The 13,700-nt window shown below is 69.7% G+C and carries 14 protein-coding genes; 3 read left to right on the forward strand and 11 right to left on the reverse strand.

Annotated elements, in window-relative coordinates; translation table 11 throughout:
- The first annotated feature begins 267 nt into the window (after positions 1–267).
- Genes waaC through waaA form a run of 3 tightly spaced genes read left to right on the forward strand, consistent with a single transcriptional unit; the run spans position 268 to position 3,593 of the window.
- Positions 268–1,263, forward strand: a complete 996-nt coding sequence (gene waaC / locus DIE12_RS17450; protein ID WP_124487740.1) for a lipopolysaccharide heptosyltransferase I — start codon at positions 268–270, stop codon at positions 1,261–1,263.
- A 52-nt stretch (positions 1,264–1,315) separates the two neighbouring features.
- Positions 1,316–2,200: a Kdo hydroxylase family protein gene (locus tag DIE12_RS17455; RefSeq protein ID WP_124551303.1), complete on the forward strand. Its 885-nt coding sequence runs from the start codon at positions 1,316–1,318 to the stop codon at positions 2,198–2,200.
- A gap of 37 nt (positions 2,201–2,237) precedes the next feature.
- A complete protein-coding gene (gene waaA / locus DIE12_RS17460; protein WP_124551304.1) occupies positions 2,238–3,593 on the forward strand; it encodes a lipid IV(A) 3-deoxy-D-manno-octulosonic acid transferase in 1,356 nt (451 codons plus the stop codon).
- Between the two features lie 61 nt (positions 3,594–3,654).
- On the opposite strand, the gene ureG is transcribed toward waaA, so the two are convergent.
- The 11 genes from ureG to urtB all read right to left on the reverse strand — a co-directional run bounded on the left by ureG (position 3,655) and on the right by urtB (position 13,649).
- Positions 3,655–4,302 (reverse strand): urease accessory protein UreG, encoded by a 648-nt coding sequence (ureG, locus tag DIE12_RS17465; RefSeq protein ID WP_124551305.1) that lies wholly within the window; start codon positions 4,300–4,302, stop codon positions 3,655–3,657.
- A gap of 14 nt (positions 4,303–4,316) precedes the next feature.
- Complete coding sequence (locus tag DIE12_RS17470) at positions 4,317–4,997, reverse strand: urease accessory protein UreF (protein WP_124551306.1); 681 nt, start codon at positions 4,995–4,997, stop codon at positions 4,317–4,319.
- Positions 4,984–5,628, reverse strand: coding sequence for an urease accessory protein UreE (gene ureE / locus DIE12_RS17475; RefSeq protein WP_124551307.1), 645 nt, complete (start codon positions 5,626–5,628; stop codon positions 4,984–4,986). Before ureE ends, DIE12_RS17470 begins: the two co-directional genes overlap by 14 nt.
- A gap of 18 nt (positions 5,629–5,646) precedes the next feature.
- The gene (gene ureC, locus DIE12_RS17480) at positions 5,647–7,353 is read right to left on the reverse strand and encodes an urease subunit alpha (RefSeq protein ID WP_044846265.1); all 1,707 of its coding nucleotides are present in this window, start codon (positions 7,351–7,353) and stop codon (positions 5,647–5,649) included.
- Between the two features lie 28 nt (positions 7,354–7,381).
- Entirely contained in the window at positions 7,382–7,687 is a 306-nt protein-coding gene (locus tag DIE12_RS17485) for an urease subunit beta (protein WP_044846264.1), read from the reverse strand.
- A 14-nt stretch (positions 7,688–7,701) separates the two neighbouring features.
- A complete protein-coding gene (gene ureA / locus DIE12_RS17490; RefSeq protein ID WP_006406310.1) occupies positions 7,702–8,004 on the reverse strand; it encodes an urease subunit gamma in 303 nt (100 codons plus the stop codon).
- 236 nt (positions 8,005–8,240) lie between these two features.
- Positions 8,241–9,116: an urease accessory protein UreD gene (locus tag DIE12_RS17495; protein ID WP_124551308.1), complete on the reverse strand. Its 876-nt coding sequence runs from the start codon at positions 9,114–9,116 to the stop codon at positions 8,241–8,243.
- A 173-nt stretch (positions 9,117–9,289) separates the two neighbouring features.
- Positions 9,290–9,982, reverse strand: coding sequence for an urea ABC transporter ATP-binding subunit UrtE (urtE, locus tag DIE12_RS17500; RefSeq protein WP_124521600.1), 693 nt, complete (start codon positions 9,980–9,982; stop codon positions 9,290–9,292).
- 4 nt (positions 9,983–9,986) lie between these two features.
- Complete coding sequence (gene urtD / locus DIE12_RS17505; RefSeq protein ID WP_044846261.1) at positions 9,987–10,844, reverse strand: urea ABC transporter ATP-binding protein UrtD; 858 nt, start codon at positions 10,842–10,844, stop codon at positions 9,987–9,989.
- Entirely contained in the window at positions 10,841–12,028 is a 1,188-nt protein-coding gene (gene urtC / locus DIE12_RS17510) for an urea ABC transporter permease subunit UrtC (RefSeq protein ID WP_044846260.1), read from the reverse strand. Before urtC ends, urtD begins: the two co-directional genes overlap by 4 nt.
- A 1-nt stretch (position 12,029) precedes the next feature.
- Entirely contained in the window at positions 12,030–13,649 is a 1,620-nt protein-coding gene (urtB, locus tag DIE12_RS17515; protein WP_124551309.1) for an urea ABC transporter permease subunit UrtB, read from the reverse strand.
- Between the last annotated feature and the right edge of the window lie 51 nt (positions 13,650–13,700).

The raw sequence follows: 13,700 nt of genomic DNA on the forward strand, positions 1-13,700 counted from the left end.
GCGGAGACCAAGGAAGGGCTCGAGCGCATCCAGGCGGACTTCCGCCGCGTGCTGACGGCCGCGAAGCCGGACGTCGAGCTGCCGTTCTGAACCCCGGCGGCCTGCGGGCCGCCGCCGGTGCGACGACGGTAGAAGGATCGTCGCGCCATTCCCGAAAAGCGGCGCACGCTGACGGCGTGCGGCCGCTTTTTGCCTGTGTGCCTCCCCGGGCGCGATAAAATCGCGTCTTTATGCCTGTCGCCGGCTGTCCGCCGGCGTTTTTTCAGCGTGCAAAAGATCCTGATCGTGCGCGTGTCGTCGCTGGGCGACGTCGTGCACAACATGCCGGTGATCGCCGATATCCGGCGTCGCCATCCCGACGCGCAGATCGACTGGCTCGTCGAGGAGAGCTTCGTCGACCTCGTGCGGCTCGTCGACGGCGTGCGCGACGTGCTGCCGTTCTCGTTGCGCCGCTGGCGCAAGAAGCCGTTCTCGGGCGCGACGTGGCGCGAGATCCGCGCGTTCCGCAAGCGCCTCGCGGCCGAGCAGTACGACCTCGTGATCGACTGCCAGGGGCTCATCAAGACGGCCTGGGTCGCGAGCTGGGCGCGCGGCCCGCTCGCCGGCCTCGGCAATCGCACCGACGGCGCCGGCTACGAATGGCCGGTGCGCTTCTTCTATCGCAAGCGCGTGCCGATCGCGCCGCGCACGCACGTGGTCGAGCGTTCGCGCCAGCTGGTCGCGGCCGCGCTGGGCGACCCGGCACCAACGCCGGCCGATCCGGTCGACTTCGGCCTCGATACGCGCGCGGCGGCGCGCGCGGTCGCGACGCTCGGCCTGAACCTGCCGGTGCCGTACGTGGTGTTCGTGCATGCGACGTCGCGCGCCGACAAGCAGTGGCCGGATGCCGCTTGGATCGAGCTCGGCCAGGCGCTCGTGCGGCGCGGCGCGTCGCTCGTGCTGCCGTGGGGCAACGACGCGGAGCGCGCGACCAGCGAGCGGCTCGCTCAGTCGTTCGGCGCGGCGGCGATCGTGCCGCCGAAGCTGTCGCTGCCGGCCGTCGTCGGCCTGATCGACGGCGCGGCCGCGACGGTCGGGGTTGATACAGGTCTGGTTCACATCGCGGCCGCGCTGAAGCGTCCGACGGTCGAACTGTACAATTTCGCGACGGCCTGGCGCACCGGCGGATACTGGTCGCCGAACGTCGTCAATCTCGGCACGGCGGGGCAGCCGCCGTCGATCGCGCAGGTGAAGGCGGCACTCGCGGGCTTCGGCCTGCTGTGATGCCCGTCATGCCTGTCCTGCCTGCCTTGCCTGTCACGCACGCGAACCGATCATGAGCGAATCCCAGATCATCGAAGTCCCGTCCGCCGACTGGAGCGGATACAACCTGTCGACGCCGCGCGAGCAGCTGCTCGCCGCGGTCGAGGAAGGCAAGGTGCTGTATTTCCCGCACCTGCGCTTCGCGATCGAAGGCGGCGAGGAAGCGTTGCTCGATCCGGCGCTCGCCGACCCGAAACGCAAGAACATCAGCCTCGCGCCGAACGGCGGCGCGCTCGTCGGCGTGCTCGGCGACAGCGTCACGCAATCGGCCGTGCGCGCGCTGGTCGCGCGCTTCCAGCAGCAGGCCGGCACGCTCGTCGACGGCCTGTTTCCCGAATACCGCGGCAAGCTGCGCGTCGCGCCGACGAGCCTGCGGCTGATGCAGGTCGAGACGCGCCAGACATCCTGGCGCAAGGACGACAGCCGGCTGCACGTCGACGCGTTCCCGTCGCGGCCGAACTACGGCGAGCGGATCCTGCGCGTGTTCACGAACGTGAACCCGGCCGGCGTGCCGCGCGTGTGGCGTGTCGGCGAGCCGTTCGAGGACGTCGCGAAACGCTTCCTGCCGAAGATCCGGCCGCAGTTGCCGGGCTCGGCGTGGCTGTTGAACCTGCTGCACGTGACGAAGTCGCCACGCAGCGCGTACGACCACCTGATGCTGAACCTGCACGACGGGATGAAGGCCGATCTCGACTACCAGAAGACTTGTCCACAGCAGACGATGCCGTTTCCGCCAGGCAGCGTGTGGATATGTTTCTCCGATCAGACTTCGCACGCTGTGATGTCCGGCCAGTTCATGCTCGAGCAGACCTTCTTCCTGCCGGTCGACGCGATGGTGCGTCGCGAATGCGCGCCGCTCGGGATTCTCGAGCGCCTGCAGGGCAGGGCGCTGGTTTGAGCTCGACTTTTCACCGACGCAATACGAGGGCTGCTGCATGCTGAGGGCGATCTATCGCGCGCTGTGGTGGCTCGTCGCGCCGATCGCGGTGATCCGGCTCCTCGTGCGCTCGCGCAAGGAGCGCGGTTATCGCGAGCACATCGGCGAGCGCTTCGGCCACGTCGCCGGCCGTTCGCCGGACGATCGCGCGCCGCTGATCTGGGTGCATGCGGTGTCGGTCGGCGAGACGCGCGCCGCGCAGCCGCTGATCGACGCGCTGATGCGCGCGCGGCCCGACGCGCGCATCCTGCTCACGCACATGACGCCGAGCGGCCGCGCGACCGGCGAGCAGATCTTCGGCGAGCGCGTGCTGCGCTGCTACCTGCCGTACGACATGCCGGGCGCGGTGCGGCGCTTCCTGCGCGCCTGGCGGCCGACGCTCGGCCTCGTGATGGAAACCGAGGTGTGGCCGACGCTGATCGACGAGTGCCGCCGCGCGGACGTGCCGCTCGTGCTGACCAACGCGCGGATGTCCGCGCGCTCGCATCGGCGCGCGGCGAAGTTCGGCGCGGCGACGCGCGACGTGTTCGGCGGATTCTCGCGCGTGCTCGCGCAGAGCCCGGCTGATGCGGAGCGGCTGACGTCGCTCGGTGCACGCAACGTGGCGGTGCTCGGCAACCTGAAGTTCGACATGACGACGCCGCCGGAGCTGGCGGCGCGCGGCCACGCATGGCGCGACGCGATCGGCACGCGGCCGGTGTGGGTCGCGGCCAGCACGCGCGAGAACGAGGAGGCGCTGGTGCTGCAGGCGTTCGCCGCGATGAAGACGGCCGGCGCGCTGCTGATTCTCGTGCCGCGTCATCCGCAGCGCTTCGCCGAAGTCGAAGCGCTGGTCGCGCGCAATGGGCTCAAGTGCGTGCGGCGTTCGGTGTGGGCCGCCGACGCCGCGGCGCTCGCGGCCGGCCGACCGGCCGCCGAACCGTTGCCGGCCGACGTGACGGTGCTGCTCGGCGATTCGATGGGGGAACTCGGCGCGTACTATGCGGCCGCCGACGTCGCGTTCATCGGCGGCAGCCTGCTGCCGCTCGGCGGGCAGAACCTGATCGAGGCGTGTGCGGTCGGCGTGCCGGTGCTGATCGGCCCGCACGTGTTCAACTTCACGCAGGCGACCGCCGATGCGGTCGCGGCCGGCGCGGCGATGCAGGTCGCGGATCCGCTCGATCTCGCGCACGTGCTCGATGCGCTGTTCGCCGACCACGCGCGGCGCGTCGCGATGGGCGCGGCCGGCGCCGCGTTCGCGTCGCGCCATCGCGGCGCGACCGCGCGCTCGGTGGACGTGCTCGCGGCGCTGCTGCCGCCCGTCGAGCGCGGCGGGCGTGCGATGCACGGCGCGGCCGACGCATCCGACGACTGAGCGGGCGGCGCAAGGCCGTCCCCCGGACCGACGTGGCGGCGGCATGTCGCCGCCGCGTCGCTCACACCGTCAGCAAGCCTTTCCTTTCGATGAACGCGACGACATCGGCGACGCCCTCGAGCGCTTTCAGGTTCGTCATCACGTAAGGCCGCTCGCCGCGCATCTTCTGCGTGTCGGACGCCATCACGTCGAGGTTCGCGCCGACGAGCGGCGCGAGATCCGTCTTGTTGATCACGAGCAGGTCGGACTTCGTGATGCCGGGCCCGCCCTTGCGCGGAATCTTCTCGCCGCCGGCCACGTCGATCACGTAGATCGTCAGGTCAGACAGCTCGGGGCTGAAGGTCGCCGCGAGATTGTCGCCGCCCGATTCGATGAACACGATGTCGGCGTCGGGGAAGCGCGACAGCATGCGGTCGACGGCCTCCAGGTTGATCGACGCATCCTCGCGGATCGCCGTGTGCGGGCAGCCGCCTGTCTCGACGCCCATGATGCGTTCCTCGGGCAGCGCGCCCGCGACCGTCAGCAGGCGCTGGTCTTCCTTCGTATAGATGTCGTTCGTGATCGCGACGAGGTCGTAGCGCTCGCGCATCGCCTTGCACAGCATTTCGAGCAGCGTGGTCTTGCCGGAGCCGACCGGGCCGCCGATGCCGACGCGCAGCGGCGGCAGTTTCTTGGTGCGGCGGGCGGAGGAGGTTGCGGGTGCGTTCATGGCGTGGATCGGGTTCAGGAGCGGAACAACCGCGAATACTGGGTTTCGTGCCGCGCGGACAGGATGCCGAGCTGCGGCGCGAACGTGTTGATGGCGTCGGGCGGCGTCGCGAGCGCGCGGCGCACGGCCGCGTCGATCGCGCCGCGCAGCGCGACGATGATGCGCTGGCCGGCGAGCTGGCCGAGCGGCACCGCTTTCAGCGCGGCCGACGTCTGGTTCTCGACCCAGCCGAATGCGTACGCGGCGAGCGTGGCGTCGGCACTGGCGTCGTGTGCGGCGGCCGCGTATGCGAATGCGGTCGGCAGCGCGATCGGCGTGAGCGATGCGAGCGTCGCGCGGCGTGCGGCATCGCCCCATTCGAGCGACGCGCACAGTTGCGCGAGCGACCAGCCCATCTGTTCGGTCTCGCGGCGCAGCTCCGCCGATTCGCGGCTTGCGACGAACCATGCGTTCTCGCGCGCCAGCGCGTCGGCGTCGTGCGCGTGCCAGCGCGCGAGCTGGTGCGCGAGGAACGGCAGCTCGCCGTGTGCGAGCACGTCGGTCAGCCCGCTCGCGATCCAGTCGCACGCGGTGTCGGCGTCGCGGATCAGGTTCGCGTCGAGCGCGGCTTCGAGTCCCTGCGAATAGCTGAACGCGCCGATCGGCAATGCGGGCGACGCGAGATGCAGCAGCGCGACGAGCTCAGTGGTGGTCATGACCGTGGTGGCCGTGCGAGCAGCCGGGACCATGCTGATGATCGTGATCGTGATCGTGATCGTGATCGTGATCGTTCGAGTGCGAGTGCGAGTGCGAGTGCGAGTGCGAGTGGCCGTGGTGTTCGCCGAAGACCTGCTGCGCGAGCGCGTAGTCCTCGGCGAACGTCGCATCGTGCCCGTGCTTGTGGCCGCCGCCGTACGCGCCGGCTTCCGGCTGGAACGGTGCGCTCGTTTCTTCGACCTGCGTGCCGAGCCGGCGCAGCATGTCAGCGAGCACCGGATCGGCTTCGAGCTTCAGGTAACCGTCGCCGATCTCGACCGGCGTGTGACGGTTGCCGAGGTGATACGCGGCGCGCATCAGCGTGAGCGGGTCGGCCGCGCGCACGAGCAGCACGGTCTCGGAGGCAGCTGCGACGCGCACGAGCGCGCCGTCGTCGGCGACGAGCACGTCGCCGTCGCGCAGCACGGTGCCGCGCGGCAGCAGGACCGCGACGTCCTCGCCGGTGTCGAGCGTGGCCGCGAGGCGGCTCTTGCAGCGGGCGTCATAGGCGAGCGTGAGCGTCGGCGCGCGCGCGACGAGCGACGCGGCGAGCTTCACGTTCGGGGCAATGCGTTTGTCGAGGGTGCGCATGGAACGGAAAACCGGAAATCAGAACAGGAAATAGCGCTGCGCCATCGGCAGCACCGTCGCCGGCTCGCAGGTGAGCAGCTGGCCGTCGGCGATCACGTCGTAGGTTTCGGGATCGACGCTGATCGACGGGCGCCATGCGTTGTGGATCATGTCGGCCTTCGTCACGTTGCGGCAGTTGCGCACGGGCACGACGCGCTTCGCGAGCCCGTAGCGTTCGGCGATGCCCGCGTCGGCCGCCATCTGCGACACGAAGGTCAGCGACGTGCGCGCGAGCGCACCGCCGCGCGTGGCGAACATCTCGCGGTAGTGGACCGGCTGCGGCGTCGGGATCGACGCGTTCGGGTCGCCCATCTGCGCCATCGCGATCATCCCGCCCTTCAGGATCATCGACGGCTTGATCCCGAAGAATGCGGGCTCCCACAGCACGAGGTCGGCCCACTTGCCGGGTTCGATCGAACCGACTTCGTGCGCGATGCCGTGCGTGATCGCCGGGTTGATCGTGTACTTCGCGACGTAGCGTTTCGCGCGGAAGTTGTCGTTGCGCGCGCCGTCCTCGGGCAGCGCGCCGCGCTGCACCTTCATCTTGTGCGCGGTCTGCCAGGTACGGATGATCACTTCGCCGACGCGGCCCATCGCCTGCGAGTCGGACGACAGCATCGACAGCGCGCCGAGATCGTGCAGGATATCTTCGGCCGCGATCGTCTCGCGGCGGATCCGCGATTCGGCGAACGCGAGATCCTCGGCGATCGACGGATCGAGGTGGTGACACACCATCAGCATGTCGAGATGCTCGTCGAGCGTGTTGATCGTGTACGGGCGCGTCGGGTTGGTCGACGACGGCAGCACGTTCGCTTCGCCGCACACCTTCAGGATGTCCGGCGCATGGCCGCCGCCCGCGCCTTCGGTGTGGTACGTGTGGATCGTGCGGCCCTTGAACGCGGCGACGGTCGATTCGACGAAGCCGCCTTCGTTCAGCGTGTCGGTGTGGATCGCGACCTGCGTGTCGGTATCGTCGGCGACCGACAGGCAGTTGTCGATCGCGGCGGGCGTCGTGCCCCAGTCTTCATGCAGCTTCAGGCCGATCGCGCCGGCCGCGATCTGCTCGACGAGCGGCTGCGGCAGGCTCGCGTTGCCCTTGCCGAGGAAGCCGAGGTTGATCGGCCAGCCGTCGGCCGCCTGCAGCATCCGCTCCATGTGCCACGGGCCCGGCGTGCAGGTCGTTGCGTTGGTGCCGGTGGCCGGCCCCGTGCCGCCGCCGAGCATCGTCGTGACGCCCGACGCGAGCGCTTCGTCGATCTGCTGCGGGCTGATGAAGTGGATGTGCGTATCGATGCCGCCGGCCGTCACGATCAGCCCTTCGCCGGCGATCACTTCGGTCGCCGCGCCGATCGCGATCGTCACGCCGGGCTGGATGTCGGGATTGCCGGCCTTGCCGATCGCGGCGATCCGGCCGTGCTTGATCGCGATGTCGGCCTTCACGATGCCCCAGTGATCGAGGATCACCGCGTTCGTGATGATCGTGTCGGGCACGTCGGCGGCCACGCGCTGCGACTGGCCCATCCCGTCGCGGATCACCTTCCCGCCGCCGAATTTCACCTCCTCGCCGTAGGTCGTGAAGTCGCGTTCGATCTCGATCAGCAGTTCGGTATCGGCGAGCCGCACGCGGTCGCCCGTCGTCGGCCCGAACATTTCCGCGTACGCGCGGCGGCTCAAGCGTAGTGTCATGTGCTGTTCCTGAAGAGCGGGGCGCGGCTTACAGCGGCCCCATCACCTTGCCCTGAAAACCATAGACGGCGCGTTCGCCGGCCAGCTCGACGAGCTCGACGGTGCGCGTCTGGCCCGGCTCGAAGCGCACGGCCGTGCCGGCCGCGATGTTGAGCCGGAAGCCGCGCGCGGCCGCGCGATCGAACGACAGCGCGTCGTTGACTTCGAAGAAGTGGTAGTGCGAGCCGACCTGCACCGGGCGGTCGCCGGTGTTCGCGACGACGAGCGAGATCGTCGCGCGGCCCGCGTTCAGTTCGTGCTCGCCGTCGTCGGTGAGGATTTCGCCGGGGATCATGCGTGCTACCTCGGTCACGGAATCGGGTGGTGGACGGTGACGAGCTTGGTGCCGTCCGGGAAGGTCGCCTCGACCTGGATGTCGGGGATCATCTCCGGCACGCCGTCCATCACGTCGTCGCGCGTGAGCAGCGTCGTGCCGTAGTGCATCACCTCGGCGACGGTCTTGCCGTCGCGCGCGGCTTCCATCAGCGCGGCGGTGATGAACGCGACCGCTTCCGGATAGTTGAGCTTCAGCCCGCGCGCGCGGCGGCGCTCGGCCAGCAGCGCTGCCGTGAAGATCAGCAGCTTGTCCTTTTCTCGGGGAGTCAGTTTCATGAAGGCAGTCGTTCAGGAAAACGTAATTTTTATCGGTGCGCGGGATGCCGGCGGGGGCGCGGTTCATCGTAGCACCGCGCCGTTGTTCCCGCGTCGTGTATCCGATATGTAAGCAGCAAGGTACGTGCCATGTCGGTGCGGCGTGCGGCGATGCGCGATCGTGGTGCGCGATGCATGGATCGTGGGCAGCACGGGCGGCGCTGCTGCGCCGAAACGGTGCGTGCCGGGCCGCGTGCTCAGGTCTGCCAGAGGCGCAGCGGTCGCGCGTCGACACCGTGCACGAGCGGGCGCAGGTGGAGCCAGCAGCCGGCGAAGTGACGCTGCAGCGCTTCCATCGACGTCGACACCGCGCGCACCAGCACGACGCCCGGCGTCACGCAGGTCGCGCCCGCGCGCAGCGTGTCGTCGAACGGCATCCGCGCGGCAAGCATTTCGGCGAGCGCGGCATCGCACGCGGCGCCGGCCGCCCACAGCGTGCCGTACACGGGAAAGCCGGCGAGGCCCTGCAGCGAGCCGCGCAGCGGATCGTGCGCGTCGAGCAGCGCGCGCTCGGTCCACAGCGGCCGGCCGTCGGCATCGACGAGTGCCGAACCCGACACGATGCGGCCCGCCGACCACGTTTCGCCGGCCGCCTGCCGGCCGAGCTGCGTCGCGTCCCAGCCGATCGCGCTCGCGCCCGCGCCGAGCGTGACCGTGAAGTCGAGCGCGGCGTGGGCCGCGTCGAAGAACAGGTTGTTCTGCGGCAGCCAGTCGAGCTTCGCGTGCGCGCCGACCGTGATGCCGATGCGTTGCGTCGCGTCGAGGCCGTTCGACTTGTACCACTTGGTCGCGCCGGGCGTCGTCAGCACCGCGTGCGTGCCGTCGCCGAGCGCGATGTCGATGTCGAGCCGGTCGCCGCCCGCGACACCGCCCGGCGGGTGGACGATGACCGCGTGGCAGATCGCGTCGCCTTCCGGATACAGCGGCCGCTGCACGCGCAGCGGGCCGTCGTGCAGCCGATGGACGAGCGTCGTGCGCGCGCCGTGCCGTTCGAAGCCGAGTTCGAGACGGCCGCGCCACGACTTGGCGACGGCGGGGCGGGACAGCGGGGCGTGGGAATCGAGGGCGGACATCGGCGGGAAGCAGGGAACGGGCGCGGTGATCGAGGATGCTACCGCAACACTATACGCTTGGGTGTTCGGGTTGCCGAACGTGGCGAAGGGGAGCGGCGACGGCGCCGGCCATCGCGTGACATGCGTCGACCGTCGGCGCCACGCGTCGGCGCAATCATGCGCTGCGTGGCGCGCTACACCGCGATCAGCTCGCGCACGCCGTTCGTTTCCATGTCCCGCGCATCGCCGCCGGCGATGACCTCGCCGCGGCTCATCACCCAGTAATGGTCTGCGATCGAGCGCGCGAAGTCGTAATACTGCTCGACGAGCAGCACGGTCATCTTCGATTCGTCGACGAGCTGGCGCAGCGTGCGGCCGATGTCCTGGATGATCGACGGCTGGATACCCTCGGTCGGCTCGTCGAGGATCAGCAACTGCGGCTCGCTCATCAGCGCGCGGCCGATCGCGAGCTGCTGCTGCTGGCCGCCCGACAGGTCGCCGCCGCGCCGGGCGCGCATGTCCTTCAGCACCGGGAACAGATCGTAGATGCGGTCGGGCACTTTCGATGGCGCCTTGCGGCTTGCCGCGCCGACGAGCAGGTTCTCCTCGACGGTGAGCCGCGGAAAGATGTCGCGGCCCTGCGGCACGTACGCGAGCCCGGCCGCGACGCGCGCATACGGCGGCAGTGCGCCGAGCGCGGTGCCGCGCCACGACACGCTGCCGCTCTTCGCGGCGACGACGCCCATCAGGCAGCGCAGCAGCGTGCTCTTGCCGACGCCGTTGCGGCCGAGCAGCACGGTGAGCTTGCCGTCGTCGGCGGCCAGCGTCACGTTGCGCAGGATGTGGCTGCCGCCGTAGTACTGGTTCAGTGCATCGATCTTCAGCATTGCGTCACCGTCCGAGGTAAGACTCGATCACCGCGTCGTCGCGCTTGACCTGGTCGAGCGTGCCTTGCGCGAGCACCGCGCCTTCGGCCATCACCGTCACGCGGCCCGTGTCGCCCGCGAGCGCCGCGACGAACTCCATGTCGTGCTCGACGACCATCATCGAGCAGGTGCCGCGCAGCGTGTTCAGCAGCTTCGCGAGCTCCATCGTCTCGTGGTCGGTCATCCCGGCCGCCGGCTCGTCGAGCAGCAGCAGGGCGGGGCGCTGCATCAGCAGCATGCCGATCTCGAGCCGCTGCTTCTGCCCGTGCGACAACTCGCCGGCCGCGCGATACGCGTCGCTTTCGAGGCCGATCAGCGCGAGCGTCTCCTCGATCTTCGCCTGCGCCGCGCGGTCGAGCCGCGCGCGCAGCGACGCGAGCCAGCCCTTGTCGGTCTGCATCGCCAGTTCGAGGTTTTCCCACACCGGATGCTGTTCGAACACGGTCGGCTTCTGGAACTTGCGGCCGATCCCCGCGCGCGCGATCGCGGGTTCATTCATCCGCGCGAGGTCGATGGTCTGGCCGAGAAACACCTTGCCCGCATCGGGCCGCGTCTTGCCGGTGATCACGTCCATCATCGTCGTCTTGCCCGCGCCGTTCGGGCCGATCACGCAGCGCAGCTCGCCCGCATCGATCGCGAGCGACAGCTTGTTCAGCGCGCGAAAGCCGTCGAAGCTTACCTCGATGTCCTCGAGGTAGAGGATCGTGCCGTGCGACGTGTCGATGCCGGGCGGTGCCACGCGGCCCATCGATGCGCTGCCGCTGACGGCCAGCAGCTCGTCCTCGGGCGGTGGCGTGAACTGGTAGAGGGCGGTGCCGTTCATCCGCGTTTCCCCTTTGCGAGCAGCGTGTCGACGAGGCCCATGATGCCGCGCGGCAACAGGAGCGGCACGAGCACGAAGATCAGGCCGAGAAAGAACAGCCAGTATTCGGCGAAGTACGCGGTAAAGAGGCTCTTCGCGCCGTTCACCGCGAACGCGCCGACGATCGGCCCGATCAGCGTGCCGCGCCCGCCCACCGCGACCCAGATCGCCATTTCGATCGAGTTGCCGGGCGACATCTCGCCGGGGTTGATGATGCCGACCTGCGGCACGTACAACGCGCCCGCGATCCCGCACAGCACGGCCGACAGCGTCCACACGAACAGCTTGTACGCGAGTGGGCTGTAGCCGAGGAACATCAGCCGCGTCTCGCCGTCGCGCACCGCGGTGACCACGCGCCCGAGCTTGCTGGTGACGATTGCGCGCGCGACGATGAACGCGAGCACGAGCGTCGCGAAGGTCAGCAGCAGCAGCACCGTGCGCGTGCCGGGCGACGTGATCGGAAACCCGGCGATGCGCTTGAAGTCGGTGAAGCCGTTGTTGCCGCCGAAGCCCGTCTCGTTGCGAAAGAACAGCAGCATCGCCGCGAACGTCAGCGCCTGCGTGATGATCGACAGGTACACGCCCTTCACGCGCGAGCGGAACGTGAAGAAGCCGAACACCCACGCGAGCACGGCCGGCACGAGCACGACCAGCGCGAGCGCCCACGCGAGATGCTGCGTGCCGCTCCAGTACCACGGCAGTTGATGCCAGTCGAGAAACACCATGAAGTCGGGCAGGTCGCTGCCGTACTTGCCGTCGCGGCCGATCTCGCGCATCAGGTACATGCCGATCGCATAACCGCCGAGCGCGAAGAAGAGGCCGTGGCCGAGGCTGAGAATGCCGCAGTAGCCCCACACGAGATCGAGCGCGAGCGCGGCGATCGCGTAGCACATCAGCTTGCCGGCGAGCGTCATCGCATACGCGGACAGATGGAACGCGCTCGACTCGGGCGCGACCAGCGCGGCGAGCGGCACGCCGATGCCGATCGCGACGCACAGCGCGACGAGCGCGAGCCATGCGCGACGCGACAGCAGCGCGGGGCGGGGCGGCAGGCCGAGCGCGAATTTTTCTTCCGCACGCGCGGCGGCAGCGGGCTTCGGCGCGTCGGCGATCGGCTTCGACAACGAATCGGTGATTGAAGTCATGTCAGGCCTCCGCGCTGCGTCCCTTCGGGGCGAACATGCCCTGCGGACGTTTCTGGATGAACAGCACGATCATCACGAGCACCGCGATCTTCGCGAGCACGGCGCCCCAGAACGGCTCGATCGCCTTGCTGACGAGGCCGAGCCCGAAGCCGCCGAGCACGGTGCCGGCGATCTGGCCGACCCCGCCGAGCACGACCGCCATGAACGAATCGATGATGTAGTTCTGCCCGAGGTCGGGGCCCACGTTGCCGATCTGCGACAGCGCGCAGCCGCCGAGGCCCGCGATGCCCGCGCCGAACGCGAACGCATACGCGTCGACGCGCGCGGTCTTCACGCCGACGCACGCGGCCATCCGGCGGTTCTGCGTGACCGCGCGCACGAACAGGCCGAGCCGCGTCTTCGTCAGCACGCCCCACGCGACGCACACGACCGCGAGCGCGAACGCGAGGATCGCGAGCCGGTTGTACGGCAGGATCAGGTTCTGCATCACGGTGACGCCGCCGCTCATCCACGACGGGTTCACGACCTGCACGTTCTGCGCGCCGAACAGCATGCGCGTCGCCTGGATCAGGATCAGGCTCACGCCGAAGGTCGCGAGCAGCGTCTCGAGCGGGCGGCCGTACAGGTGCCGCAGCACGAGCCGCTCCAGCACGACGCCGACCAGCGCGGCCGCCGCGAACGAAACGGGCACCGCGACGAGCGGATACCAGTCGAACGCGGCCGGCGCGTAGCGCTGGATCAGCGTCTGCACGACATAGGTTGCGTACGCACCGATCATCAGGAATTCACCGTGCGCCATGTTGATCACGCCGATCAGCCCGTACGTGATCGCGAGCCCGAGCGCCGCGAGCAGCAGCACGCTGCCGAGCGACAGGCCCGCGAACACGGTGCCGGCGATTTCGCCGCGGCGCTGCAGCGCGTGCAATGCGTCGAGGCCTTGCTGCGCGGCGTCGCGCACGCGCGCGTCGGGTTCCGTGTAGCTGCCGTCGGCATTCTTCGCGACGAGGGGGCGCAATTGCTCGATCATGTCGAGGTCGCGGCGCGCGGCCACCACCTGCACGGCATCGAGACGCTTCGCCGGATCGGCGTCGTGCAGCGCGGCGATGGCCCACAGTGCGTCGAGGCGGCGTTTCAGCGCGGGATCGGTTTCCTTCGCGCGCGCGCGATCGATCATCGGCTTGAGCGCCGGGTCGGGCGACTTCAGCAGCGCATCGATCGCGTCGCGGCGCGCGGCGACGTCGGGCGACGCGAGGGCGAGGCCCGACAGCGCGCCGGCGATCTTCGTGCGCAGCAGGTTGTTCAGCATCACGGGCTGCGCGTCGCCGGCCGGCGTCGCGGCTTGCGTGAGCGCGTCGCGCGCGGTGTCGCCCGTCTGGATCAGCAGGCGGCCGTCGCCGGTCGCGAGCGCGTCGCCGCTCGACAGCGCATTGAGCAACGCGACGGCGCGCGGGTCGGCATCGGCGGCGAGACGGTCGACCGCGGCCGTCTTCGCGTCGAAGTCGTCGCCGGCGAGCGCGGCGGTATCGGCGGCCGTCAGGGCGAACGCGGCGCGCGGCAGTGCGCCCGCCAGCGCGGCACAGGCGACGACCGCGACGGCGGCGCGGCGAAAGCGTGTAGGCATCGGGAGATCCTGTCGGGCGTGGGAAAGCGGGTTCGTGCGGCGGTGCGCGTG

The sequence above is a fragment of the Burkholderia sp. Bp9015 genome (assembly GCF_003853505.1).
GTDB lineage: Bacteria > Pseudomonadota > Gammaproteobacteria > Burkholderiales > Burkholderiaceae > Burkholderia.